A 25563-nucleotide genomic window follows, 5' to 3' on the forward strand; every position below is an offset into this window, starting at 1 on the left:
ACGGAACGGTGGTGCCGTCGGCCGCCGGCACCACGATGCCGGTCATCGACCCGGCCACCGGCGCGCAGATCGCCACCGCCGCCAAGGGATCGGCGGTCGACGTCGACGTCGCGGTCACCTCGGCCCGCGCCGCATTCGACGACGGTCGCTGGCGGTCGCTGGCGCCGCTGGAGAAGGAGAACCGACTCCGCCGGCTCGCACAGCTGATCGAGCGCGACCGCACGATCTTCGGTGACCTCGACGCCTTCGACGCGGGCCTCCTGCGCTCCTACACCGTGTTCCTCGAGGAGTTCGCGATCAACGCGACGAACTACTTCTCGGGCTGGCCGTCGAAACTGCAGGGTACGGTGCCGCCGGTCCCGCCGGGGTTCTCCGCGCAGCACTGGCGTGAGCCGGTCGGTGTGGTGGGCATCGTCGTGCCGTGGAACGGTCCGACCGCCGTCATCGGTTTCGTCGCAGCCGCCCTGGCCGCGGGGAACAGTGTTGTCCTCAAGCCGGCCGAGAACACCCCGATGTCGGCCGTGCTGATGGGCGAGCTGGTTGCCGAGGCCGGAATCCCCGAGGGCGTGTTCAACGTGGTCCAGGGCCACGGGCACGACGTGGGTGCGGCACTCGTCGAACATCGGGATGTCAGCCTCGTGTCGTTCACCGGCTCGGTCGAGACCGGACGTGCCATCGCGGCTGCGGCGGCCAAGGGGCCCAAGCCGGTCTCGCTCGAACTCGGCGGCAAGAGCCCGTTCATCGTCTTCGCCGACGCCGATCTCGATGCCGCCGCGGCTGCGGCCGCCGCCGGGGTCTGGAGTGGGCAGGGCCAGATCTGCACGGCCGGTTCACGCGTGCTCGTCGACCGCTCGATCCACGACGAATTCGTCTCCAAAGTCATTGCCGCCAGCGAACGCCTCTCCGTCGGTTCGCCGTTCGATCCGTCCACCGACCTGGGCCCGCTCGTGTCGTCGGCCCAGCTCGAGCGCGTCAGCGGATACGTCGACATCGGGCGGTCCGAAGGTGCTTCGGTGGCGCTCGACGGCGGTCGTGTCGGTGACGCCGGCTTCTTCCACGCACCCGTCATCTTCACCGGCGTCCGCAACGACATGCGGATCGCCCAGGAGGAGATCTTCGGCCCGGTCATGTCGGTGCTGCCGTTCGACGGCGAGACCGAGGCCATCCGAATTGCGAACGATGTCGAGTTCGGCCTCGCCGCGGGCGTCTTCACCTCGGACGTGGGCCGCTCGCAACGGCTGGCGCAGAAGCTGCGCGCCGGCACCGTGTGGATCAACACCTATCAGATGGGTTATCCGACGGTGTCGTACGGCGGTGTGAAGAACTCGGGATTCGGCCGAACCCTGGGCGAGGAGATGGTGCACGAACTGACGACCATCAAGTCGGTCTGGACGGCCTATCCCACCGAGTCGCCGAACTGAGGGTTCGCCGAGGAGTGATGCACGCGGGCCCCGGTTTGCGCTGTGGAACAGCAGGATCGGGGTTCCGCGGGGCCGCCGTGCGTAGCGGAAGGCCACGCATTGCCGGCGGAATTAATTATGAGGAATATTCCTACAGAGGATTGACAGGCGGCGAGGCGTCGACTGTAATCGAAGTGGTGTGAGACACACCCCGCCGGGACACCGGAGGGGATCACGTGGAGGCGAGGAGGGCCGATGAGCATCGCGGAGCAGCGTGCCGAGATCGCGGCCCTGGTCGCCGACTACTGCCTCGCCTGTGACACGCGTGATCGGCGAAGCCTGCTGGAGCTCTTCGACGCCGACGCCCGTGCCACCTACGACGACGCCGACGAACTCCGCGGCGCCTCTCCGATCGCCGCCTGGATCTGCGAGGCCACCGCACACCTCGCGTGGCAGCAGCATTCGGCGCAGGTGATGAACGTGCAGATCGACGGGGCCCGCGCCGACGTGGTCGCCTACCTGACCTCGCATCAGGTCGCCGCGGCCGACACCTCCCACGTCACCACGATGGTGAGCAGGTACGACCTGGTCCTGGCGAATGCGGAAAAGCGTTGGCGGATAGTCGAACTCGATCTCGAGGTGGGGATCACCGAACAACGGCCGGCGCGGCTGGGGCCGCGCATCGGACGCACACACAAGGAAGCGACATGACAGACGTGACGATCGGGACGCGGGAGAGCGTCGCCGGGTTCGTGGATGCCGCACGCGACTGGATCGAATCCCAGGGGCGCCGGCTCGCGGCCGGTACGCAGGCAGAGGGTTGGGGCACGGGCAGTGACGACGTGTCGGTGTTCCACGCTCTCTCCGACGCCGAGGAGCGCGCGCTGATCGCGGAGCGGTGTGCCTGGGAGCGTGCCAAGTACGACGCCGGATACGGGGCGATCACCTGGCCCGTCGCCGACGGCGGTCAGGGACTTGCCGAGGAATTCGAAGCCGCTTTCGCCGACCTCGAGTCCGCCTACGATGTGCCCGCGCCGCACGAACTGGTCGGGGTGACGATCAACCTGATCGGCCCGACGCTGCGTCTGCTGGCCTCCGGTGAACGCCTGCGTTCACTGATCGCGCCGATGATGCGCGCCGAGATCCTCGCGTGCCAGCTGTTCTCCGAGCCCGGTGCGGGCAGCGACCTCGCGGCACTGGGGACGAAGGCGGTTCGCGACGGCGACGAATGGGTTCTCGACGGGCAGAAGGTGTGGACGTCGGGAGCGCAGTTCGCCGACTGGGGCGAGATCCTCGTCCGCACCGACCCGACGGTGCCCAAGCACAAAGGCATGACCGCCTTCATGATCCCGATGGACACGCCCGGCGTGGAGATCCGCCCGCTGCAGCAGATGACCGGGGGATCGAGCTTCAACGAGGTCTTCCTCGACAACGTCCGCCTCACCGACGATCTCCGGATCGGCGAGGTCGGGGACGGATGGAAGGTCGGTCTGACGACCCTCGGCTTCGAGCGCGGGGCGAGTTCCGACATGTCCGCCGTCGGCGGCAGCGCACGTCAGTGCCGCGAGCTGGCGGCCTGGTCCGGTGCTGATCAGGACCCCATCGCCCGTCAGCGCCTGGCCGCGGTGCTGATCGGAGATCGCCTCGCCGACATCGCCGTTCACCGGGACCGGGCCGATGCGAACTCCGGGAATGCGGCGCCGGGTGCGATCGGATCCATCCGCAAGATGCAGTGGGTCAACAGGTTGAGCGCGACGTCGGAGTTCGCCCGGGCTGCGCTGGGCCGGCGCCTGGCGGTCGACTCCGGGGAATGGGGCACGTTCGCCTGGCATCAACACGTCCTGGGCGCACCCGGTTACCGGATCGCCGGTGGGTCGGATGAGATCCAGCGCAACATCATCGGCGAACGAATCCTCGGACTTCCCGCCGAACCGCGGGTCGACAAGAACACTCCCTGGTCCGCCATACCGCGCTGAGTGACGTACCAACACAAGGACATCGGTGACGTTCCGACGAACGGCACCCACGAGCAGTGAACGAAAGAGGCAGCAACGATGGTCGGACATGATCTGAACGGCAAGGTCGCGCTGGTGACCGGAGGCAGTCGCGGTCTAGGCAAGGAGATGTCGTGGGCACTGGCCCGGGAGGGCGCGCACGTCATCATCGCCAGCCGAAAGGAAGAGTCGTGCCGCGAACTCGCCGAGGAGATCACCCGGGAGACCGGTGTCGACGCGGTCGGCCTCGGAGTTCACGTCGGCGAGTGGGATTCGGTCACCGAACTCGCCACCAAGGCATATGACGCCTTCGGCCGCGTGGACGTCCTGATCAACAACGCGGGAATCTCGCCGCTGTACCCGAGCCTCGACGAGGTGAGCGAGGCGCTGTTCGACAAGATCTTCGACGTCAACATCAAGGGCCCGTTCCGCCTGTCGTCGCTCATCGCCCCGCGCATGGTCGCCGCCGGCGGCGGTTCGATCATCAACATCTCGAGCAACGCCTCGGAACGTCCGGCGCCGGAGTACGTGCCCTACGGCGCTGCGAAGGCCGCGCTCAACTCGCTGACCAAGGGACTCGCGGCCACCTACGGGCCGACCGTCCGGGTCAACACGATCATGTGCGGCGCCTTCTTCACCGACATCGCCAAGGGCTGGGACCGTGAGGCATTCGACGACCTCGCGTCGGCGTGGCCGATCTCCCGCGGCGGCGATCCGGCCGAGATCGTCGGCGCGGTCCTGTATTTCGCAGGTGCAACGTCCTCGTACACCACGGGCGCGCTGCTCCCGGTCGACGGCGGGCGCATGGCGATCGGCTGACATACCGGCGCAACCGAATTCAACGCAGAAGACTCAGGCCCCCCGACGGGGCCGTTGTGAGAAAGGGATTGAGATGGCAGATCTGGAAGGAAAGGTCGCACTGGTCACCGGTGCGGCACGAGGCCAGGGGCGCGCTCACTCGATCGCACTCGCCAAGGCGGGTGCGAAGGTGGTCGCGGTAGACCTCTGCGAGAACATCGATCGTGTCTACTACGATCTGGCCACGCCTGCCGACCTCGAGCAGACCGTCAAGGAGATCGAGGCGATCGGCGGCACCGCGATGGCGCGCAAGGCCGACACGCGGTCGCAGGAACAGCTCGACGAGGTGGTCCGGGAGGCGCTCGAGGAGTTCGGCCGCCTCGACATCGTCGTCGCGAACGCCGGCATCGGCACCACCCTCGCCAAGACCTGGGAGCTGACCGACGACGACTGGTTCAACGCTCTCGACGTCAACCTGACCGGCGTGTGGCGCACCATCAAGGCGACCGCGCCCGCGATCATCGACGGTGGCCGCGGCGGTGCGTACATCCTCACCTCGTCGCTGGCGGGTCTGAAGGGCTACCAGCACCTCGCCCACTACTCGTCGTCGAAGCACGGCGTGAACGGCCTGATGAAGGTTCTCGCAAATGAGCTCGGCCCGCACAACATCCGGGTCAACTCCATCTGTCCGGGTCTGGTGAACACCGACATGATGATGAACCAGCCGACCTACGACGTCTGGCGTCCCGACCTGGAGAAGCCGACCAAGGACGACACCATGGAGCTGTTCGAGACCTTCCAGGTCCTCCCGATCAGTTACCTCGAACCCGAGGACGTCAGCGAGGCCGTTGTGTGGCTGGCATCGGATCACGCGCGTGTCATCACCGGCGTCGCGCTGACCGTCGACGGCGGTCAGTACGGTCGTGGCTGACACCCCCTCCTGAACTCCCGGGGACGTCATTCCCATCTGTCCCCGGGTCGGGATCCGCCGGCCCCCGTGGTGGATCTCTGCGATGTCGGTGTCCGTGCTCCGTGGCGCGGACACCGACATCGTCATTTGCTGGGACGATCGAGCCCGAACAGCCGAGCAGCGTTGCGGTACAACACATTGCGCTGCCAGTCGTCGTCGAATCCCAGGTCGGTGACGACTTCGAGGGCGTGTGTGTAACCGTAGGGGATGTTGGGGAAGTCGCTGCCGAACAGAATCCTGTCCCCGGCGTCGACGAGACGCGAACGGAGGTCCGCGGGGAACGGGGCGTCCTCCTCGGCGAAGTCGGTGAACGCCATCGTGGTGTCCAGGTGCACGTTGGGGTACTCGCCCGCGAGGTCGAGGAAGGCCGCGTATTCGGGCATGCCCATGTGCGCGATGATCAGTGGCAACGACGGGAACCGATGCAGTAGAGCGCGAACGGGTTCCGGGCCGGTGTGCCGGCCGGGTGCGGGACCCGAGCCGCAGTGGATGATCACCGGCACCTGGGAGTCGGCGATCTGCGACCAGACTCCGTCGAGCAGGGAATCCATGGGGGAGTAGTCGCCGACCTGGATGTGGCTCTTGAAGACCTGCGTTCCGGCCTGGATCGCACGAGAGACGTAGGTGGTGGCCGATTCCTCCGGGTAGAACGTCGCGGTGTGCAGGCAGTCCTCGTGGTTGGCGGCGAAGTCGTTGGCCCAGCCGTTCAGCCACTCCGCCATGTTCGGCTTGTGCGGGTAGACCAGCGACGAGTAGGCGCGGATACCGAATTCGCGCAGCGTCGACACCCGGACGTCCTCGTCGGCACGGTAGGTGATCGGCCACTCCCGCCCGACCAGCGGCCCCGCGGAGTCGAAGTACGACCACACCTTGTCCATGACCGGACGCGGCATGAAGTGGGTGTGGACGTCGACGATGCCCGGCAGGTCGAGGTCCTGCCAGACCGCGCGCACCCGATCCGCCTCGTGGGAGCTGAACGGCACAGGGCCCTCAGGTCTGGGGCTGTCGGGTCTGGGGGCTTCGGGAACGGCACTGTTCACCCGTACGACGGTACGCCCGGCGGAGGTCGCAGGGCATCTCGGCCGGTCAGCCGACGGCGGGCGAGATCAGCACCTTCCGATGATCATTGGGCGCCGACAACTCGGCGAACACGCGGTCCACCTCGTCGAGCCCGACGATCTGGCTGACCAGCGTCGACGAGCCCACCGCGCCGCGGTTCAGTTCGGCGGCAGCGGTGCAGAACTCGGTCTTGGTGTAGTACGAGACGAAGTGCATGGACGCCTCCTTGACGATGCCGGCGACGGGCATGAAGTGATCGTCGCCGAGGCACACACCGGCGACGACGATGCGGCCCTGGGTTCGTACGGCGTCGAGCGCCGCGGCGATCATCCCGGGTTTGCCGACGCACTCGATGACGACGTCGAAGCCGTCGCGGACCTCCCCGGACAGCTGCTCCGGGGTGTGCACCGCGGATGCGCCGGCGTCGAGGGCCGCGGCACGCCGACCGGGCGAGGGGTCGGAGCTGATCACCTCACCGGCCACGCCGCGCGACAACCAGTGCAGCACTGCCGTTCCCACCGGACCGGCACCCAGCACGAGGACGCGGTCGGCGGGTTCGATCCCGGCCCGCATCACGGTGTGCAGACCGACCGCGAGGGGTTCGACGAGGGCGCCGTCCACCGGGTCGATGCCATCGACCCGCACACTCTCGGCCGCACCGACGACGACGAACTCGGCCAGTGCCCCGGGGAGGACGCCCAGCCCCAGCGTGCGTGCGGACGGGCAGCGAGCGATGTCTCCGACCAGGCAGGCGCGACATCGTCGGCAGCCGCGGACGGGCATCGACGCGACATGATCGCCGAGGCGGAAACCGTGGTCTGTGCCATCGGCGGGGTCGGGTGGACCGACCGCGACGACCTCCCCGGCGAACTCGTGTCCCAGGATGGTGCCGGGTGGGAGAAACGGGGCGGTCGACAGGTCGGAGCCGCAGATGCCGTTCGCGGCGACCCGGAGGACGAGCTCACCGGGTCCCGGCGTGGGGTCGGGGACCTCGACGACCTCGAATCCGTCTGCGGTGGTCACCGCGGCACGCATCCGCTCAGCCCTCCGACCAGCGCACCACGGGTCCGTCGACCGCGGATCGCGGGACGATGAAGACGCCCTCGGCCTCGCAGGTCACGCCCTCGGCGTCGGAGATGGTGCCGCGTGCGATGCGTTTGCGCCCGTTCTGCTCGGTCACCCACGCCTGGGCCACCAGCGCGCCGAGGGGAGTGGGCCGCAGGTAGCGGACGGTGATGGTGCCCGTGTAGCACGGTGAGGAGTAACTGGCCGCGTTGCCGAGCAGGTGGTCGAGGAGCATGGCGCAGACGCCGCCGTGGACCTGCCCCGGCGGTCCCTCGTAGGCGGCACCCAGGGTGAACTCGCTGCGCACGCCGTCGGGGACGTGTTCGATGTCGAGCGGGGGCGCCAGGGCGTTGCGGACGCCGATCACGGCATTCCCCCAGGCCATGCCGGTGTTCTCGCGCGTGTGCCGGACGCCGTATGGGCCGTCCATCTGCTCGGTGCGCAGGTCGGCGACGATCTCCGCGATCCGCCGCTGCGCGTCGGCGAGTGCATCCTCGCCCACCTCGGTGCGGATCACGGCGTCGACGAGGTCGCGCACGGTGTCGGTCAGGGGCGTGTAGACGCCGCGGCGACGAGCGACTTCGTCTTCGGTTATGTCCTCGAGGATGAACTCCATGTGTCTACCGATCAGTAGGTGTGGCATAGGTAACGAAGGGTGGAGGCCTGCAGTAGAACGTGTTCTAATTCAAGCATTAGAACGTGTTCTCGTTTCTGTTTTCGTGGACATCGACCACCAGGTCATCCAGCTCACGGGCGACCTCCGGCGGTGATCCGCGCGAGGCGGAAACCCAACCACAGGAGTGCTCCACGATGAGTGCCGATACCTTCGACCTCACCGCTCGCGACGAGACCTGGGTCAAACGGGTGCTACCCGTCCTGAAGCTCGTGGCCAAGACCTACTTCCGCTCCGAGGTCCGGGGCATGGACAAGGTTCCCGACGGGGGCGCCCTGCTGGTCTCCAACCATTCCGGCGGGCTGATGGCCTTCGACGTCCCGGTGATCAGCGTCGCATTCGCCGACGAGTTCGGACCCGACCGGCCGCTGTACACCCTCGCCCACGACCTCATCTTCACCGGCGCGGGCAAACAGATCTTCGGCAAGGTCGGCTTCCTGCCGGCCCACCCCAAGAACGCCGTCGCCGCACTCAGAGCCGGTGCCGCGACCATCGTGTTCCCCGGCGGCGAATGGGAAGCGCTGCGTCCCACCAGCCAGTCCGCGACGATCGACTTCCACGGACGCACCGGCTACATCCGCACCGCTCTCGAAGCGGGCGTCCCGATCGTCCCGATCGTCACCATCGGCGGCCAGGAGACACAGCTCTTCCTGAACCGCGGCGACAGCCTCGCCAAGCTGCTCGGATTGCAGAAGCTGCTCCGGGTCGACAGTGCACCGTTCGCGTTCGGCTTCCCGTTCGGGCTCACCGCCCACTTCCCGCCGAACGTGCCGCTGCCGTCGAAGCTGGTCACCCAGGTCCTCGACCCCATCGACATCACGGCCGAGTTCGGGACCGATCCCGACCACGCCGAGGTGGACCAGATGATCCGCAAGCACATGCAGCATGCCCTCGACGGGCTCGCCCGCGAGCGCCGGTTCCCGGTTCTCGGCTGACCACGAAAGGAGATCGACGATGATCACTCGGTTCCGCGATCGCGTCAGCACCTACACGTGGCTCGTTCGCACCCTCGTCCGCAGCGGCTTCCTCGGCACGCTGCGACTCGACCGCTACATCCGGATGGGTCTCAACCTGCGTCGCCACGGTGGTGCGTCACCGGTGAGCGGAATCGGTCTGGCCGCCGCCCGTGCCCCGAAGGCCCTGGCCCTGATCGACGAGGCGGGCCGGCTCACGTGGGGCGAGCTGGACGCGCGCTGCGACGCCCTGGCCGTCGGACTGCGTGAGCTCCCCGGCGCTCCGGTCACGACCGTAGCAATTCTCTGCCGCAACCACCGCGGACTGATCGAGGCACTCGCCGCGACGTCGCGGCTCGGTGCCGACGCGGTGCTGCTCAACACCGGCTTCGCCGGACCTCAGCTCGCCGACGTCCTCGAGCGGGAGGGTGCCGACGTCCTCATCGCCGACGACGAGTTCGACGAGGTCATCGCTCCGGCGGCGGAACGGCTTCCGGGGATGCGCCGCATCCACGCCTGGACCGAGACCGGGCCGGTCTCGGGTTTCACGACCGACTCGCTCATCGACGCGAACCTCGGCCGGCGACCCGCACGGCCGGAGCGGGCCGGACGCATCGTGCTGCTGACCTCGGGCACCACGGGTACCCCGAAGGGCGCGCGTCGCGGTGGGAGTACCGACATCGCGTCGCTGGCCGCGATGCTCGATCGCATTCCCTGGCGCGCAGGAGAATCCACGGTGATCGCGGCACCGATCTTCCACGCCTGGGGATTCGGGCAGGTCGCCATCTCGGCGACCATGACGTGCACGATGATCATGCGCCGCCGCTTCGACCCGGTCGCGACCCTCGACCTCGTCCGCGACCACGACGCGACCGGACTCGCCGTCGTCCCCGTGATGCTCGAACGCATCATGGACCTGCCCGACGAGGTTCTCGACGCGCATCCGATGCCCAGTCTGCGATTCGCCACGGCGAGCGGTTCGCGGATGCGTACCGATGCCCTGATCGCCTTCCTCGACCGCTTCGGCGACGTCGTCTACAACAGCTACAACGCCACCGAGGCCGGATTGATCAGTACCGCGACACCCGAGGACCTGCGCATCAGCCCGGACACCGCCGGCCGGCCGCTGACCGGCACCAGCGTCCGGATTCTCGACGACGACGATCGCGAACTCCCGGTCGGCGAGATCGGTCGCATCGTGGTCGCCAACAACTCCGGATTCGACGGATACACGACCTCGGACACCAAATCCTTCAGCGATGGGCACATGGTGTCCGGCGACGTCGGGCGGCTCGACGAGAACGGCCGGCTGTTCGTGGTCGGCCGCGACGACGAGATGATCGTCTCCGGCGGCGAGAACGTCTATCCGCTCGAGGTCGAGCAGGTCATCGGTGCCCTCGACGAGGTGCACGAGGTCGCCGTCATCGGGGTCGACGACGACAAGTTCGGTCAACGTCTGGCCGCGTACGTGGTGCGGACTCCGCAGACCCTCATCGGTGCCGACCAGATCCGCCGGCACGTCAAGGAACAGCTCGCCGGGTTCAAGGTTCCGCGCGACGTCGAGTTCCTCGACGAACTGCCCCGCAACGCCACCGGCAAGATCCTCAAGCGCGACCTGGAGTCGGCCGGACCGGAACGGAAGGTGAGCTGAATGATGAACGCACGCAACACACCTGACGTCACCGAGTTGTTCGCCGGTGCCGATGCCGGTTCGGGTGCCGAGCGCATGACGGGGCCGGACGCACTGATGCTCAACATGGAGACCCCGTCGAACCCGATGCACACTCTCAAGGTCGCGGTGCTCGACACGTCCCGACACGGTCGTCCACTGTCACTCGCCGAGATCGCCGACGTCCTGCCGCGCTTTCTCGGAATGTTCCCGCGTGCCACCCAGCGGGTGCGCTGGGTGCCCGGTTGTTCGGCGCGCCCCTTCTGGGTGCAGGACAACGGTTTCGACGTCGCCGACCACATCGACGAGGTGTGGGTCGGCGCCCCGGGTGGACGCACCGAACTCGACGCCGTGCTGTCCGAACTCGCGGTCGCGCAACTCGACCGCAACCGTCCGCTGTGGGCACTCACCCTGGTTCACGGTCTCGACGGCGGTCGGCAAGCGGTCGTGGTCCGGGTCCACCACGCGGTGGCCGACGGACTCGCGGCGCTCAACACCTTCATGGCTGCCACCGCCGAACCGGGCGATCGTGTTTCCATGGCACCTGTCCCCGAGGCTCTCGTGCAGGACACGAGGGCCCTCACGAAGGCGGCGCGCACAGAGTCGCGTCGACTGGTCCGTCGACTCCCGTCCGTGGTCTCCGCGGCCCGGCACGCGGTGGCAGCGCGGCGCAAGGCGTCCCACGGCGAGCTGATCCCGAAACCGCTGACGGTGCGCCGTACCAGCTTCAATGCACGTAGCGGGGCGAACCGGGTGTGTGCGTCGGCCGACATCGCGCTCGCCGACATCCAGCGGATCGCCCTGGCCGCCGGCACCACGGTGAACGGTGCCCTGCACGGTGTGATCGCCGGTGCGATCAGGGACGAGCTCATCGCGCGCGGCGAGGAGCCGGGCACCTCGGTCACGATCTTCGGGGTCTGCAAAGACCTCGGGTCCAACCGGGTTCACGGCAACGAGATCGCCACCGCCATGGCGTATCTGCGCTCCGATCTGGCCGATCCCGTCGAACGGATCGTCGCGACCGGCGAGAGCTGCGCGGCCACCGTGGCGTGCCGACGGGACGTCGGCTTCGAACTGACCGAGAAGCTGGCGACCTATACCGGACGGCTCGGTCCGTTCTTCCGCGGGCTGGCCGCCAACCGGGCACCGCTGGTGATGAACAACATCACCACCGCCAACATGCCCGGCCCCCGGACCACGCGCTGGATCGGCGACATCGAGGTTGTCGACTGGATCTCCTTCGCCCTGGCGATCGCGCCGGCCGACGTGAACCTGACGACCTACAGCTACGCCGGACGGCTCAGCATGGGACTCATCGCGACACCGGAATCCATGCCGGACCCGGCCGGGTTCCTCCGCCGGGTCGTGCGGGCGGTCGACGAGGCGACCGATGCGCTCGGTATCGGCGAGATGGCACGGGAGGCCAGTTGATCGACTGGGAGACCGAACGAGCCCGGCTCGGACTGTTCGCCGGCGTACTGCCTCGGGCGATCGGCAGCTCGATCGCGGCGGGACGAGGAAACCCGAAGACGGGTATCCCGGCAGCCGGGTGCGGGCCGCGGCAGGTCGGGGAGACCGCGATCGACGAACTGTTCATCGCGGTCAACTCGGTGATCCGGGACATCCCGCCGATGGAGACGGTCGAGGACATGGTGGCGCGATGCGCCGACGTGGCCGACGAATTCCTCCGACTGGGACCCGCTGGGATACACCGGGATCCCGGTGCGCCCAGAATCCTGTCGCGCGACCGCAAGGTCTTCGGCACCACGTCGTTCGAGCACATCGACTATGCCGTCGACGCGAAGTTGCCGGCATCGGTGGCGTCGCTGGACCCGTACGCCGACGGCATCTCGTCGGTTCGGGTGATGACGAAGCGCCGGGCCGGCGCCCGATGGCTGATCTGGGTGCATGGTGCCGCGCAGGGACGACCGGATGACCTGTATGCGTTCCGGGCGGCGCATCTCCACAAGAAGCTCGGCTACGACGTCGCGTTCCCGGTGCTCCCCGCGCACGGACCCCGGCGCGTGACGAAGGTGTCCTATCCGGGTTTCGACCCGCTGGTGAACACCCTCATCACGGTCCGCGCCGTCGCCGAGATCCGGTCGCTGATCACCTGGATCGAGAGTCACGAACCAGCCGAGATCTCGATCGCCGGAACGTCTCTGGGTGGCCCCATCGCCGCCGTGGCCGCGTCGATGGACCCGCGGATCGCCGCAGTGCTCGCGGTGGTGCCGATGCTGGACATGCATGCGACGCTCGCCCATCACATGTCTCGCGGCGGACCCAAGGGGCAGCGCCTCGCATCGTTGATGCGCGACGAGTCGGTGCGCGAGGTGGCGAGCGTCATCAGTCCGCTGTCGGTGCAACCGATCGCAACCCCGGACCGCCGGATGGTGGTCGCGGCACTCAACGACCGCGTGACCTGGGTGTCGGCTGCACAGCAGCTCCACGAACACTGGGGTGGACGCATCCACTGGTATCCCGGAAGCCATGTCGGGCATGCCATCTCGACAGGTATCCGGCACGCGACGGACGGATTCCTGAGTGAACGCGCGCGCCCGGCCGGCCCGGCCGAGGAGGGCAAGCGCGCGGCGTTCTGAGGACCCTATGCGAAGTGCGTGCCGAGTCCCTTACGCTCCCTGAGGTGTGAGGAGCGTTAGCGACGAGCCTACTGTGCTCACTGAGGTGTGAGGAGCGTTAGCGACGAGCCTACTGTGCTCCCTGAGGTGTGAGGAGCGTTAGCGACGAGCCTACTGTGCTCCCTGAGGTGTGAGGAGCGTTAGCGACGAGCCTACTGTGCTCCCTGAGGTGTGAGGAGCGTTAGCGACGAGCCTCGAAGGGCTCGGTGAGACGGCCTCGGGAGCACTTCAAAGGCTCGCTGCGCTCGCACCTCAGGGAGCGGAAAACCTACTCGGGCAACAGGTCCGGATTCGCGTCGGCGATCAGCTCGTCCCGGTCCTCGACCAGGACGAACCCGGCGTTGATGGCCGCGTCGGCGGCGTCACGGTAGTGCTTCTCGTATTCGTCGCGTGTGCCGTAGCGCTCGGCGAGCAGATGCGCGGGGACGGGGTGGGTCGATCCGAACAGTAGGCAGATGCGAGAGATCGGATCGGGGACAACGCCACTCAACACATGCGTCGGCGCGTCGACGCACGGCGTGCGGACGCCGCCGAGGACGTTGCCGATGTCGTCGACCTCGAACTCGGGTTCGGCCGTCGTCACCCCGCGCAGACGCAGCGGATCGGCGACCGGTGGCGGATCCCCGCCGTCGGCCCACGCGCGGAGATGGCGCAGCCCGGCGCGCAACACGAAGCGCTGCTGGCCGCGGTTCACCGGATCGGGGCAGCCGAGGAACTCCTCGAAGTCGCCGATCTGATGCAGGTCGGCGTGTGAGGTACCGGCGATCTCCCACACCCGCAGACGGTCCGTGTCCGGCTGACGAACGAGGTGGTAGCGGAAGTTGGTCAGCAGATCGGTCTCGGTCTGCACGACGAGGACCGGTGCGTCGAGATCGGTACGGATCCTGGTGGGTTCGCCGCTGAACACGGTACCCACATCGATGCCCGTACCCACGTCGCCGGCGGGTAGACCTGCAGCCGCACGACTGTGGATGAGGAACCCGTCGAAGTCCCCGGCGGCGGCCACCGCGTTGACATAGGTGGTCAGCGCCATCGCGGATTGCGATTCGCCGACCGCGAGCACCGTGCCGACGGAGAGTCCGGCGAGCGGGTGATACGGGGTCGGTGCCTCTCCGGAGTGGTCACCACGAACCGCGTGTCCGATCGAGCGGAAGATGTCGTAGCAGTAGGCGTCACCGGGGTGATGTAGCCCGTCGTAGCGGCCCGGGTCCTTGGCGGACAGACTCTGGGGTTCACCGGTGGCGACGCCCACCGATCCGGTGCCGCCCTCGACACCGACGTACTGCGCCGAGACCCCCACCCAGGCGTAACCCGCGCGCACCAATTCGGCGGCGAGATAGGAATACTCGGGCGCGGCATCACTGCCGCTGCTCACGTTCAGCCACTCCACCACGGCACAGCCGTTGAACGCGGCCGCGTCCGCGGGGCGCCGGACGACCAGCCGGGTCGTGAACTCGGCCGGAGGTGTGTCTCCGTCGCCGACGAGCCGGTCGGCGATCCCCGACGCGGCGTATTCGGTGTCGGTGTATCCGGCGGCGGCGAGGTCGGGCACCGGCGAGGCACTCAGCAACGAGGGACCCTTGCCGTCGGCCAGCGGGCGGAACACGATGTGCTTGTTCACTTCTGCTTCCGGTGCTTCTTGATGACCTCACCGAACATGAAGTGCATCTTGGTGCCCTGGGGCCAGCCGATGTAATAGCAGAGGAAGAGACTGATCTCCTCGAGCTGTTCGGGCGTCAGTTCGCCGTTGCCCAGAGCGGCCCCGGCCTGGATCTCGGCGACGTCGATGTTGTTGCTCGCCGCGAGTGCGCCGAGCAGGATCAGTCGCCGATCCCGGTCGGAGAGACCCTCGCGAGCCCATACGTTGCCGAACACCTGGTCGGCAGTGTGCGCGAAGTAGTCGCCGGGACCATCGCTCACCTCCCAGCCGTATACCTCGGACATCCGCCTCAGGCCGCGCTTGCGCACCTCGTCGGGTGCGTCGTCGGAGACATTGGATCGGGTCATGCGGTTTCTCCTTCGAGATGGGGGACGCCGAGTCCGGGGGCCAGCTCGCGGAGTGCGATCCGGCCGAGAGGCAGGTCTACGCCGAGTTCGTCGGCGAGCGCGAGCGCCAGCGACAGGTCCTTCTCGCCCAGTGTACGAACGCCGGTGAAGATGCCGTACCACGGATCGTCGGTGTCGAGCGTCGCCGTGGTCTCCCGCAGCATGATCGCCCCGGCACCGCCGGTGACGGCGTCGGTGTGTCGAACGACCTTGCCCAGCTTGGTGATATCGAGCCCGGCAGCCTCGGCGAGGCGCGCCGCCTCGGTGGTGGCGGTGAACGAGATGAAGTGCAGGAGGTTCCGGGCGAGCTTCATCTTGGTGCCCGCGCCGACCTCGGGTCCCGCGTGCACGAGCAGGTCGGCGGTGAGCCGGAAGGGCTCCTTCAGTTTCTCGTAGGCGTCGCGCGGGCCGCCGACCATGATCGCCAGCCGTCCCGACGCCGCTCCCATCGCGCCACCGGAGATCGGGGCGTCGAGCAGGACCACGTCGCGGGCCGCGCACTGTTCGGCGAGGTCGACCGCGGTGTCCGGTCCGATCGTGGAATGGACGGTGATGATGGTGCCCGGACGGGCCGTCGACAACAGTCCGTCGGGCCCGGTGACCACCGACCTCACCTGCTCGTCGTTCAGGACGCAGATGCCGACGATGTCGGTCCCGGCGGCGAGTTCGGCGAGTGAACCGGCCGCCTTCGCGCCCTTGTCGACGACCTTGCCGATCGCCTCGTCGGACAGGTCGAACACCGTCAGGCCGCCCGGCCAGGCGGCCAGGCTGCCCGCCATCGGGCCGCCGATGTTGCCGAGACCGACGTACCCGAGCCGGATCGGGGCACTCATGACCGGATGACCTGCCCGCCGTCGACGTTGAAGATCTGCCCGGTGATCCAGCCGGCCTCCTCGGAGAGCAGGAACAGGCACATCCCGACGAGATCTTCGGGCTTGCCGAACCGTTTGAGCGGCAACCGGTTCACGATATCGGCGACCATCTCCTTCGGGGTGGTCGTGCGGGTGGCCTCGGTGTCGATGGGGCCGGGCGCGATGGCGTTCACCCGGATGTTCTGCCCGCCGAGTTCGGTGGCGAGCTGCTGGGTCAGGCCGTTGACGCCGACCTTGGCGAGACCGTAGAAACCGCTGTACAGCCATGCGGCGGTGGAGGACTGGTTGACGATGGCGCCGCCGCCGTTGGTCATGTGCGGGTAGACGGCGCGAGTGACGTTGAGCGCACCGTCGAGGTTCACGGACATGAACTTCTTGTAGTAGTCCCACGGCACGGTGATGAGGAAGTCGAGCTTCATGCCGCCGTAGATCGCCGCATTGTTGACCAGACCGTCGATGGAGCCGTAGGCGTCGACCGTCGCCGCGGCGAGTGCCTTCGCCGACTCCTCGTCGGCCACATCGGTGCTGACGTACAGTCCGCCGATGTCCGCCGCAACCTGCTTGCCCTTCTCGTCGGCGAGGTCGGCGACCACGACGTTGGCGCCCTCGGCGGCCAGTGCCCGCGCGTAGGCTTCGCCGATCCCGCCGGCGGCGCCGGTCACGATGACGGTCTTGTTCTCGAAACGCTGGGAACTCATTGTCCTGCTTTCTGTGTAGGTGGTGGGGGGTGGACTTCGTGACGGGCCTCCGCGAGCTTCGGGTCCGCTTCGGGGCTTCGACGCGGTGCCTCGCTTCGCTCGGTACCGGCTCAGCCGGCGGTGGGGTTGCCGGCTCAGCCGGCGGGGGCTTCGACGCGGTGCCTCGCTTCGCTCGGTACCGGCTCAGCCGGCGTGGGGGTGCCGGCTCAGTCGGCGGGGGAGGTCACGCGGGTCGCGCGACGGCCTTGGTCTCCAGGTATTCCTCGAAGCCGGCGACGCCCATCTCGCGGCCGATGCCGGACTGTTTGTAGCCGCCGAACGGGACGTCGGCGGAGTACCAGATGCCGCCGTTGACGCCCATGGTCCCGGTGCGAACACCGTTGACCACCTTGTTGATCCGGTCCTCGTCGGTGCCGTAGACCATGCCCGACAGTCCGTAGGGGGAGTCGTTGGCGATGCGAACGGCGTCGTCGTCGCCGTCGTGGGCGATGATCACCAGGACCGGACCGAAGATCTCCTCCTGCGCGACGCGTGCCGAGTTGTCGAGTCCGGAGATCAGCGTCGGCTCCACGAAGAAGCCGTTGGGCTTGTCGGCCGGGCGGCCACCACCGATCTCGATGGTGCCGCCCTCCTGCTTGGCGAGTTCGATGTAGGACTCGACGCGCTGACGCTGCCGCTCGGAGATCAACGGTCCGCAGATGGTGCCCGAACTCGTGGGGTCGCCGGCCGGGAGGCCGGCCAGCGCGTCGCGGGTCGCGGTGATCGCCTCGTCGAAGCTGGGACGAGGGACGACGAGGCGCGTGGTGATCGCACAGCCCTGACCGGCATGGGTGACGACGTTGAACGCCGCCATCGCGCACGCCGAACCGATGTCGGCGTCGTCGAGCACGATGAACGCGGACTTGCCGCCGAGTTCGAGGAACACCTTCTTCAGCGACTCCGACGCCGCGGCCATCACCTTCTTGCCGGTCGCGGTGGAGCCGGTGAAGGAGACGAGGTCGACGCGGGGGTCGGTGGACAGTTGCTCGCCGAGGCGGTGATCGGTGGAGGTGACGATGTTCAGGACGCCAGGCGGGAAGTCGGTTTCCTCGGCGACGACCTTGCCGACGAGCGCCGCGCACCAGGGGGTGTCGGGTGCCGGCTTGAGGACGACGGTGCATCCGGCGGCGAGGGCCGGCCCGATCTTGGCGAAGTTGATCTGGTGGGGGAAGTTCCACGGCGTGATCGCACCGACGACGCCGACGGCCTCCGACCGCAGCTCACGATGGTTCTTGATACCCATCGGCTTGGCCTCGCCGAGATCGCGGGACCACTCGTAGCTCTCGGCGAGGTCGGCGAAGTAGCCGAGATCGGTCACCGGTCCCTCGAACTGCGGGCCGTGGGTGAGGAACGACGGGCAGCCGACCTCGGCGATCGTCAGTTCGCGGAACTCGTCGGCGTGGGCGAGGAGGGCATCGCGCAGTTGTCGTAGGCAGCGGGCGCGGAAGGCGTGGTCGCGCGACCACTCGGTGGTGTCGAAAGCGGTGCGGGCGGCGGCGATCGCGGCGTCCATGTCGGCGGCGGTGGCCTCGGCGGCCTGCCCGATGACCTCCTCGGTCGCGGGGTTGACGACGTCGAAGACACCGCCACTGCCGGGGGTGAGCTTGCCGTCGATCAACAGATCCGACGCGGTTTCGGGGCGAAGGGGCATGAGCTGGAACTCCATCTGGACAGGTGTCTGGACTCGCGTTCAAACCTAGTGTAGCGTGGCTCACATGTCCAGCCCCGTATCCCAGGAATCCACACGTCGCCGCCTCACGCAGCAGCAGGCGGAGACGGTCTCGCGGCTCACCGAGGCCGCGGTCGACGTGCTGAACGCCGAGGGTTTCGACGGGCTCACGGTGCGGTCGGTGGCCAAGATCGCGGGTGTCGCGCCGGCGACGGCGTACACGTACTTCTCGTCGAAGAGTCATCTGGTCGCCGAGGTCTTCTGGCGGCGGTTGTCCGCGGGCGTCTCCGAACCGGATCCCGCCGCCGCGCCGAGCGAGCGGGTCGCGCAGGTGCTCCGCGAGGTGGCGCTCGTCGTGGCGGGGGAGGGGCAGCTCGGTGGTGCGGTCACCGTTGCGCTGCTGGGGACCGACCCCGACGTCGAGCACCTCCGCGTCCGCATCGGTGCGTTCATCCGCCGGCGTCTGGCCGCCGCGCTCGAGGAGGATCCGGAGAATCCCGGGCCGCTCCTCGACACCCTGGAGATGATCTACTCCGGCGGCCTCGTCTACGCCGGCATGGGGCACATGACCTATGAGCAGACCTCTGAACGCCTTGTCGCTGCCGCGCATCTACTGATGGAGAAGTGATGACCGAAACGACATCGGTGCCGGGGATGGAGCGGGCCCTCCCCTTCGACCCGTATGCCTATGACTTCCACGAGGATCCGTATCCGACCTACGCCCGGCTCCGTCGGGAGTCGCCGGTCTACTACAACGCCGAGATGAACTTCTGGGCACTGGCGAATCACGCCGATGTCCGCGCGGGATTCCGTGACGTGCAACGGTTCTCCAACAGCTGGGGCGTGTCGATGGACCCGTCGGCGTACGGGCCCGACGCACACAAATCGATGTCCTTCCTCGCGATGGACGACCCCAAACACATGCGCATCCGCAAGCTGGTCTCGAAGGGCTTCACGCCGCGCCGCGTCAACGACCTCGCCGGCCGGATCACCGCGCTGACGCACCAGCACTGGAGCAAGTGCCTCGACAGGGGCGAGTTCGACTACGTCCACGACTTCGCCGCACTGTTGCCCATGGACGTCGTCTCCGAGCTCCTGGGAGTCCCCGAAGCCGACCGGACACATCTGCGGCACCAGTCCGATCTGCTGTTGCATCGCGAGGACGGTGTCCTCGACATCCCCGAGGCCGCGATCCACGCGTACATCGAACTGCACAAGTACTATTCGGAACTCATCGCCGACCGGCGGAAGAGTCCCGGCGAGGATCTGGTCTCGGCATTGATCGAGGCCGAGATCGACGACGACGCGACCGGCGAGAAGATCAGGCTCACCGAGGACGAGATCGTCGGTTTCATGGTCCTGATGGTGGTCGCGGGTAACGAGACCACGACGAAACTCCTTGCCAATGCGCTCTATTGGGGCTGGCGTAATCCCGACGAACTGGCCAAGGTGTTCGCCGACCCCGAACTCGCGGTCCCGCAGTGGACCGAGGAGACGTTGCGCTACGACAACTCGACCCAGATCGTCGTGCGGCGCGTGATCGAGGATGCGCCCTACGGCGACCACGTGATCCCGGCCGGTGACCGCGTCCTCCTCCTCGTGGGTTCGGCGAACCGTGACCAGGAGGTCTTCGGGCCGGATGCCGACAAGTACGACATCGGGCGCGACAACGGCCAGGCGTTGATGAGCTTCGGTCTCGGAGCGCACTTCTGCCTCGGCGCACATCTCGCCCGTCTCGAGGCCAACATCGGTCTCGGCGAGGTGATCCGGTCGATCCGCGCGGTCGACATCGACATCGACAAAGCCGTGCGCGTGCACTCGGTCAACGTGCGCGGCTTCGCCGAACTCCCCGTGAAAGTGACGGTGCGCTGATGGGTTTTCGTCCTCATCCCGAACGTCGGCCGGTCCTCGTCGCGGGTGCCTCGTCGGGCATCGGAGCGGCGACGGCCGAACACCTCGCGGCGGCCGGCCATCCCGTGGCCCTGGCGGCCCGCCGCGTCGAGAAGCTCCAGGAGCTGGCCGACAAGATCATCGCCGCGGGCGGCGAGGCGGTCGCCGTGCCGCTCGACGTGACCGACGAACAGTCCGTGGTCGACTGCGTCGCCAAAGCGGAGGCCGCACTCGGCGAACTCGAGATCGTGGTCGCCGGGGCCGGCGACCTCGCGGTCGGGCTCTCCTACGAGACGAGCCCGGAGCATTTCGCCGATCAGGTCAACATCCATCTCACCGGCGCCTACCGGATCTACCGGGCCGTCATCGGTGGCATGATCGACCGTGCCCGAGGCGATTTCGTGTTCATCGGTTCCGATGTCGTACTCCACCCGCGGCCCTGGTCGTCGGCCTATGTCGCGGCGAAGTCGGGGATCGACGGACTGGTCGCCACCATCCAGCTCGAACTCGAGGGCACCGGTGTGCGAGCAGGTGTGGTCCGACCGGGACAGACGCTGACCGGCATGGGCATGAACCTCGACCAGAAGACCACCGAGGACATGCTCAACGACTGGATCAAGCACGGCTTGGCCCGCCACGGCAACTTCCTCGAGCCCCAGCACATCGCGCTGGCCGTCGCGGCGATGGTCACCATGCCGCGCGGTGCCCACATGCGCGCGGTCGAGGTGGAGGCCGAGGGCGCGGTCTCCCGGGACCGGGCCACGACACCAGAAGACCCACAGTCGACGAAGGACAAGGGGACCCATCGATGACCGCCACCACCGCATCAGGCCTGAAGAAGCCGCATCGAGTCTCGGGCGGCGAGAGCGAACACGGCCATCTCGACGAACTCGCGAGCGACCCGATCTCGCTGTTCTGGCGAGTCCGCCAGGAATGCGGCGACGTCGGCATGTTCCAGCTCGCCGACCGCGAGGTGGTGCTGGTGTCCGGGGCCGCGGCCAACGAGGAGTTCTTCCGCGCGCCCGAGGAAGACCTCGATCAGGCTGCCGCCTACCCGTTCATGACCCCGGTGTTCGGCGAGGGCGTCGTGTTCGACGCGAGCCCCGAGGAGCGGTCCAAGGCGATCCACAACTCAGCGCTCAAGGGCGCCCACATGAAACAACACGCGGTGACGATCCCGAACGAGGTGGAGCGCATCATCGCCGAGTGGGGCGACGAGGGCGAGATCGACCTGCTCGACTTCTTCTCCGAACTCACGCTCTACACCTCGTCGTCGTGCCTGATCGGACGCAAGTTCCGGGAGCGGCTCAGCGGGCGCATCGCCCATCTCTTCCATGACCTGGAGAAGGGCACCGACCCGATCGCGTATGTCGACTACAAGGCCGACATCGAGAGCTTCCGCAAACGCGACGAGGCGCGTGCCGAACTCGTCGAGTTCATCCAGGGCGTGATGGACGAGCGCATCGCGAACCCGACCGAGGACAAAGACGATCGCGACCTGATGGACGTGCTCGTCCAGGTCGGCTTCGACGCCAACACGATCACCGGCATGTTCATCTCGATGATGTTCGCGGGCCATCACACGACGTCGGGCACCGCCGCGTGGACGCTGATCGAGCTGTTGCGCAACCCGGACTACATGTCGCGCGTCTACGACGAGCTCGACGAGATCTACGGCGACACCCCGGCCGGTCAACGTCCCGAGTACACCTTCGCCCACACCCGGCAGATGCCTCGGCTCGAGAACGCCCTCAAAGAGGCGTTGCGCCTGCACCCGCCGCTGATCATCCTGATGCGTGTGGTGCAGAAGGACTTCCACGTCGAGGACTACGAGATCTCCGCCGGCCAGTCGATCGCGGTGTCGCCGGCGATCTCCAACCGCCTGCCGGAGGACTTCCCGGACGCGGACACCTTCGACCCCGACCGGTACGACAAGCCTCGGCAGGAGGATCTGGTCAACCGCTGGACCTGGATTCCGTTCGGGGCGGGCCGGCATCGTTGCGTCGGTGCGCAATTCGCGATCATGCAGCTCAAGGCGATCTTCTCGGTGCTGTTCCAGAACTACGAGTTCGAGATGCTGCAGCCGTCCGAGAGCTACCGGAACGACCACTCGAAGATGGTCGTTCAGCTCCAGCAGCCGTGCCGCGTTGCCTACCGAAAGCGTCAGGACCGCTGATGCGCATCGAGGTCGATCTGGATCTGTGCCAGGGGCACGGCATGTGCGAGCTCGAAGCTCCCGAGGTCTTCGCGACGAAGACCGACCATGTCGAGATCCTCGACGCGACTCCCGACGAATCCCGGCGCGCCGAGGTCGAGGCGGCCGTGCAGTACTGCCCGACGCAAGCGTTGCGTCTCATCGAAGATGACGAGTGAAGGTGGAACACATGTCCTTTGACCGTGCCGAACTAGAAGAGATGAAAGAACGGTGGCTCGCCGCCAACATCGAGGCGGAGAAGGCGGGAGACTGGAAGCCGCTCGCCGAGTTCTACACCGAGGACGCCACTTACGGCTGGAATTACGGCCCGAAGAAGGACTTCATGGCCGTGGGTCGCGAGGAGATCCGCGAACTCGCGCTCGGTCAGGAGATGGAGGGCCTCGAAGGGTGGGAGTACCCGTACCAGGCGTGGGTCATCGACGAGAAGACCGGCGACATGATCGGGCTCTGGAAGCAGATCTACGAGGGCACCCGCGACGACGGCACCCACTATGCGCTCGAAGGTATCCAGGGCAGCTGGTTCAAGTACGGCGGCAACTTCCAGTTCTCTTGGCAACGTGACTTCTTCGACTACGGCAACGTCTCCGCACTCTTCATCGAGATGATGCAGAACAACGCGATGAGCGAGGGCATGCTCAAGCGGGTGGAGAAGGCGGCGCCGGGGAATCTGCCGGGCTGGTATGACTTCGGCACGGCGCCGGTCGCGTTCTGGTGAACTGAGATGACACCTGCAGCCCCGACCTACCAAGGTCTGAGTCAGGAACAGCTCGCCGTCCTGGTACCCGAACTCCTGCTGTCCGGTCAGATGATCGACCGCAGCGGAATGGCCCATCTCATCGGCGCATTCGGACGAGACGTGATGGGCCGGATCGCCATCGAGGAGTGGATGGCCGCGAGTCCGGTCTACACACACCGGATCCGGACCGCGCTCGGTATCGACGGTGACGGCGTCGAGGACATGTTCAAATGCCTCCAGCTCGACATCGGCGCGCCGCCGCAGTTCATGGATTTCCGGTATCGGGTCGACGACAAGTATCACGGGTCGTTCGTGCTCGATCACTGCGGTGCGCTGCTCGACGTCGAACCGCTCGGCGACGACTACGTCACTACGATGTGCCACGACATCGAGGACCCGACCTTCGACGCGACGGCCATCGCCACCAACCGGCGGGCGCGAATCCGGCCGGTGCATCGTCCACCTCGTCGTCCCGCCGACCGGACTCCGCACTGCGAGTGGACGGTCACCATCGAACCCGACCGCGAGGAACTGCCGCTCCCTCCGGACGCCGAGGAGATGTTCGGCACCCGCGCCGGCCAGATCCAGCTGTCCGCGATCGACAGCTCGGCAACCGACGGCTGGGTCGACTATCGAGGCCCGCTCGTCGAGGATCTCCAGTTCGCCGAGTGGTCCGCCTCCGCATTGGCGCGGATCGCCGAAGAGGTTGCGCTGCAGCATCAGCTGTTGTCCCTCGGCTTCCTGATCGGTTTGCGGCGGTGTGCCGAGAGCGAGGATCAGGTCGTCGAGATCTTCCGCAAACAGCTGATCGGGATCGCCGGACTCGCGGCGGACCGCATTCGCGCGGCGCTCGATCTCCCCACCGGCGCCGCAGGTCTGGCCCAGGTCCTGGCCCTGCACCCGTGCTTCGGTCCGGCGCAGTACACCGGCCTGACCGCGACCGTCGATGGCGACGCCATCGTCGTACGGATTCCGCGTGAGTCCGATGCGACGGCCGACGGCGGGTGGATGTCGATCATCAGCCCGGATCATCTGGAACCGCTGCAGGCGGCCGCGACCGCGGTGAATCCCTACCTGAGTGTCGAGGGTGCCGTCGAGACCGACGACGCGCTCGAGATCCGGATCGTCACGTCGGACACCGCACAGAAGGAGAGCGGCGAGGTGGCGATCGCTCGGTTCAGCGGTGGTGCGAGTTTCGAGTTCGTCGACCGCGGCCGCTCGATCCCGATCACGCCGGTCGGTAGCTCGACGTGAATCCGGACGGCGGCTGGTCTCCCGGTGCCGCCGGACTGGGTGGCCGGGTCGCCGTGATCGCCGGCGCCACCCGCGGCATCGGTCTCGCGGTCGCGTATGCACTCGCGGGACAGGGGGTTTCGGTCGTCGCCAACGGCCGTGACGGTGATGCGCTGGAGGAGACGGTCGCGGAGATCCGCGGCGGCGGCGGTCAGGCTGTCGGCGTCTGCGGTTCGGCCGGTGACGACGGCGTCGCCCAGCAGATGGTCGACGCCGCGCTCGCCGAGTTCGGCGCACTGGACATCGCCATCAACTGCGCCGGCATCGCCGAGCCCCCGGGTTCGACGGTGCTGACCATCGCCCCGGACGAATTCCGTGCCCAGGTGGACGCCCATCTGATGAGCGCGTTCCATCTGGTCCAGGCCGCCGGGCGGGTCTTCGTCGAGCAGGCGTCCGGGTCGATCGTGCTCACCGGCTCGGCGGCATCGCTCGGAATGTTCGGTGGCAGCGGCTATCCCGCGGCGAAGGGTGGCGTCAATGCTCTCGCACTCGCCGCGGCCGCTGATCTTGCCGATCACCACGTTCGGGTGAACGTGGTGATGCCCGGAGCCAAGTCGCGGTTGTCGACCGGCGACGACTATGTCGCGCACATCGAGGGGCTGCATCGGCGCGGGATTCTCGACGACCTCACCCGCGACGCGGCCTTGGACCCGGCGCCGCCCGAGTACGTGGCGTCGCTGTACGTCTTCCTCGCCAGCGACGCGGCCGAGCACATCACCGGCAACATCTTCAGCGCCGCAGGTGGTTTCATCGGCCGGTTCGAGTCACAGCAGGCGAGCTTCGTCGCCTACCGCGACCACAAGGACACCTCTCCGTACAGCCTCGCCGAGCTCGCTGAGCTACTCGGCTGACCCGTCGTGATGCGTCCTCCGCAAGCTCCGGACG

25 protein-coding genes are annotated in these 25563 nt (G+C 67.5%); 17 read left to right on the top strand and 8 right to left on the bottom strand.

Translation table 11 applies throughout. The annotated features are described in order from the left end of the window. From NWF34_RS03640 to NWF34_RS03660, 5 genes are all read left to right on the top strand, one after another. Positions 1 to 1421: aldehyde dehydrogenase family protein (locus NWF34_RS03640; protein ID WP_258324250.1), on the top strand; the 1421-nt coding region annotated here is incomplete at its 5' end. 234 nt (positions 1422 to 1655) lie between these two features. Then, on the top strand, positions 1656 to 2111 hold the full coding sequence (locus NWF34_RS03645) for a nuclear transport factor 2 family protein (RefSeq protein ID WP_024497617.1): 456 nt from the start codon (positions 1656 to 1658) through the stop codon (positions 2109 to 2111). Further along, positions 2108 to 3376, top strand: a complete 1269-nt coding sequence (locus tag NWF34_RS03650) for an acyl-CoA dehydrogenase family protein (protein ID WP_024497618.1) — start codon at positions 2108 to 2110, stop codon at positions 3374 to 3376. The genes NWF34_RS03645 and NWF34_RS03650 overlap by 4 nt, the downstream gene beginning before the upstream one ends. A gap of 78 nt (positions 3377 to 3454) precedes the next feature. Next, the gene (locus NWF34_RS03655; protein ID WP_258324251.1) at positions 3455 to 4213 is read left to right on the top strand and encodes an SDR family NAD(P)-dependent oxidoreductase; all 759 of its coding nucleotides are present in this window, start codon (positions 3455 to 3457) and stop codon (positions 4211 to 4213) included. Positions 4214 to 4286: 73 nt separating this feature from the next. Further along, entirely contained in the window at positions 4287 to 5123 is an 837-nt protein-coding gene (locus tag NWF34_RS03660) for a mycofactocin-coupled SDR family oxidoreductase (RefSeq protein ID WP_024497620.1), read from the top strand. A gap of 122 nt (positions 5124 to 5245) precedes the next feature. Here the strand turns inward: NWF34_RS03660 and NWF34_RS03665 are convergent, their stop codons facing one another. From NWF34_RS03665 to NWF34_RS03675, 3 genes are all read right to left on the bottom strand, one after another. Next, positions 5246 to 6145 (bottom strand): amidohydrolase family protein, encoded by a 900-nt coding sequence (locus NWF34_RS03665; RefSeq protein ID WP_258324252.1) that lies wholly within the window; start codon positions 6143 to 6145, stop codon positions 5246 to 5248. A 103-nt stretch (positions 6146 to 6248) separates the two neighbouring features. Further along, positions 6249 to 7256 carry an alcohol dehydrogenase catalytic domain-containing protein gene (locus NWF34_RS03670; RefSeq protein WP_258324253.1) on the bottom strand — a complete coding sequence of 336 codons (1008 nt, stop codon included), beginning with the start codon at positions 7254 to 7256 and terminating at the stop codon, positions 6249 to 6251. Positions 7257 to 7260: 4 nt separating this feature from the next. Next, entirely contained in the window at positions 7261 to 7902 is a 642-nt protein-coding gene (locus NWF34_RS03675) for a PaaI family thioesterase (RefSeq protein WP_258324254.1), read from the bottom strand. 194 nt (positions 7903 to 8096) lie between these two features. On the opposite strand from NWF34_RS03675, the gene NWF34_RS03680 reads away from it, so the two are divergent. Genes NWF34_RS03680 through NWF34_RS03695 form a run of 4 tightly spaced genes read left to right on the top strand, consistent with a single transcriptional unit; the run spans position 8097 to position 13181 of the window. Further along, positions 8097 to 8894 (top strand): lysophospholipid acyltransferase family protein, encoded by a 798-nt coding sequence (locus NWF34_RS03680; RefSeq protein ID WP_074854327.1) that lies wholly within the window; start codon positions 8097 to 8099, stop codon positions 8892 to 8894. Positions 8895 to 8913: 19 nt separating this feature from the next. Continuing rightward, entirely contained in the window at positions 8914 to 10563 is a 1650-nt protein-coding gene (locus NWF34_RS03685) for an AMP-binding protein (protein ID WP_258324255.1), read from the top strand. A 3-nt stretch (positions 10564 to 10566) separates the two neighbouring features. Continuing rightward, positions 10567 to 12012 (top strand): wax ester/triacylglycerol synthase domain-containing protein, encoded by a 1446-nt coding sequence (locus NWF34_RS03690; RefSeq protein WP_191835026.1) that lies wholly within the window; start codon positions 10567 to 10569, stop codon positions 12010 to 12012. Further along, positions 12009 to 13181, top strand: coding sequence for an alpha/beta hydrolase family protein (locus NWF34_RS03695; RefSeq protein ID WP_258324256.1), 1173 nt, complete (start codon positions 12009 to 12011; stop codon positions 13179 to 13181). The genes NWF34_RS03690 and NWF34_RS03695 overlap by 4 nt, the downstream gene beginning before the upstream one ends. Before the next feature lie 307 nt (positions 13182 to 13488). Here the strand turns inward: NWF34_RS03695 and NWF34_RS03700 are convergent, their stop codons facing one another. The 5 genes from NWF34_RS03700 to NWF34_RS03720 all read right to left on the bottom strand — a co-directional run bounded on the left by NWF34_RS03700 (position 13489) and on the right by NWF34_RS03720 (position 18526). Further along, positions 13489 to 14841: an alpha/beta hydrolase domain-containing protein gene (locus NWF34_RS03700; protein WP_258324257.1), complete on the bottom strand. Its 1353-nt coding sequence runs from the start codon at positions 14839 to 14841 to the stop codon at positions 13489 to 13491. Next, positions 14838 to 15227, bottom strand: coding sequence for a carboxymuconolactone decarboxylase family protein (locus NWF34_RS03705; RefSeq protein ID WP_024497629.1), 390 nt, complete (start codon positions 15225 to 15227; stop codon positions 14838 to 14840). Before NWF34_RS03705 ends, NWF34_RS03700 begins: the two co-directional genes overlap by 4 nt. Next, the gene (locus tag NWF34_RS03710; RefSeq protein WP_024497630.1) at positions 15224 to 16099 is read right to left on the bottom strand and encodes an NAD(P)-dependent oxidoreductase; all 876 of its coding nucleotides are present in this window, start codon (positions 16097 to 16099) and stop codon (positions 15224 to 15226) included. Before NWF34_RS03710 ends, NWF34_RS03705 begins: the two co-directional genes overlap by 4 nt. Then, positions 16096 to 16836, bottom strand: a complete 741-nt coding sequence (locus NWF34_RS03715; protein WP_024497631.1) for an SDR family oxidoreductase — start codon at positions 16834 to 16836, stop codon at positions 16096 to 16098. Before NWF34_RS03715 ends, NWF34_RS03710 begins: the two co-directional genes overlap by 4 nt. 223 nt (positions 16837 to 17059) lie before the next feature. Beyond that, the gene (locus tag NWF34_RS03720) at positions 17060 to 18526 is read right to left on the bottom strand and encodes an aldehyde dehydrogenase (RefSeq protein ID WP_258324258.1); all 1467 of its coding nucleotides are present in this window, start codon (positions 18524 to 18526) and stop codon (positions 17060 to 17062) included. A gap of 64 nt (positions 18527 to 18590) precedes the next feature. Here NWF34_RS03720 and NWF34_RS03725 point away from each other — a divergent pair, with 64 nt between their 5' ends. From NWF34_RS03725 to NWF34_RS03760, 8 genes are read left to right on the top strand one after another with little or no spacing between them, the layout of a single operon-like run. Beyond that, the gene (locus tag NWF34_RS03725) at positions 18591 to 19172 is read left to right on the top strand and encodes a TetR/AcrR family transcriptional regulator (RefSeq protein WP_006434747.1); all 582 of its coding nucleotides are present in this window, start codon (positions 18591 to 18593) and stop codon (positions 19170 to 19172) included. Then, a complete protein-coding gene (locus tag NWF34_RS03730) occupies positions 19172 to 20416 on the top strand; it encodes a cytochrome P450 (RefSeq protein WP_258324259.1) in 1245 nt (414 codons plus the stop codon). Before NWF34_RS03725 ends, NWF34_RS03730 begins: the two co-directional genes overlap by 1 nt. Continuing rightward, positions 20416 to 21246, top strand: a complete 831-nt coding sequence (locus tag NWF34_RS03735) for an SDR family oxidoreductase (RefSeq protein ID WP_258324260.1) — start codon at positions 20416 to 20418, stop codon at positions 21244 to 21246. The genes NWF34_RS03730 and NWF34_RS03735 overlap by 1 nt, the downstream gene beginning before the upstream one ends. Beyond that, positions 21243 to 22610: a cytochrome P450 gene (locus NWF34_RS03740; RefSeq protein WP_258324261.1), complete on the top strand. Its 1368-nt coding sequence runs from the start codon at positions 21243 to 21245 to the stop codon at positions 22608 to 22610. Before NWF34_RS03735 ends, NWF34_RS03740 begins: the two co-directional genes overlap by 4 nt. Then, positions 22610 to 22807: a ferredoxin gene (locus tag NWF34_RS03745; RefSeq protein WP_024497636.1), complete on the top strand. Its 198-nt coding sequence runs from the start codon at positions 22610 to 22612 to the stop codon at positions 22805 to 22807. Before NWF34_RS03740 ends, NWF34_RS03745 begins: the two co-directional genes overlap by 1 nt. Positions 22808 to 22818: 11 nt before the next feature. After that, positions 22819 to 23364, top strand: coding sequence for a nuclear transport factor 2 family protein (locus NWF34_RS03750; protein WP_024497637.1), 546 nt, complete (start codon positions 22819 to 22821; stop codon positions 23362 to 23364). A 6-nt stretch (positions 23365 to 23370) separates the two neighbouring features. Then, a complete protein-coding gene (locus NWF34_RS03755; protein WP_024497638.1) occupies positions 23371 to 24639 on the top strand; it encodes a hypothetical protein in 1269 nt (422 codons plus the stop codon). Continuing rightward, a complete protein-coding gene (locus NWF34_RS03760; RefSeq protein ID WP_258324262.1) occupies positions 24636 to 25529 on the top strand; it encodes an SDR family NAD(P)-dependent oxidoreductase in 894 nt (297 codons plus the stop codon). Before NWF34_RS03755 ends, NWF34_RS03760 begins: the two co-directional genes overlap by 4 nt. The last annotated feature ends 34 nt before the right edge of the window (positions 25530 to 25563 follow it).

Source organism: Gordonia sp. GONU, from assembly GCF_024733855.1.
Lineage (GTDB): Bacteria > Actinomycetota > Actinomycetes > Mycobacteriales > Mycobacteriaceae > Gordonia > Gordonia amicalis.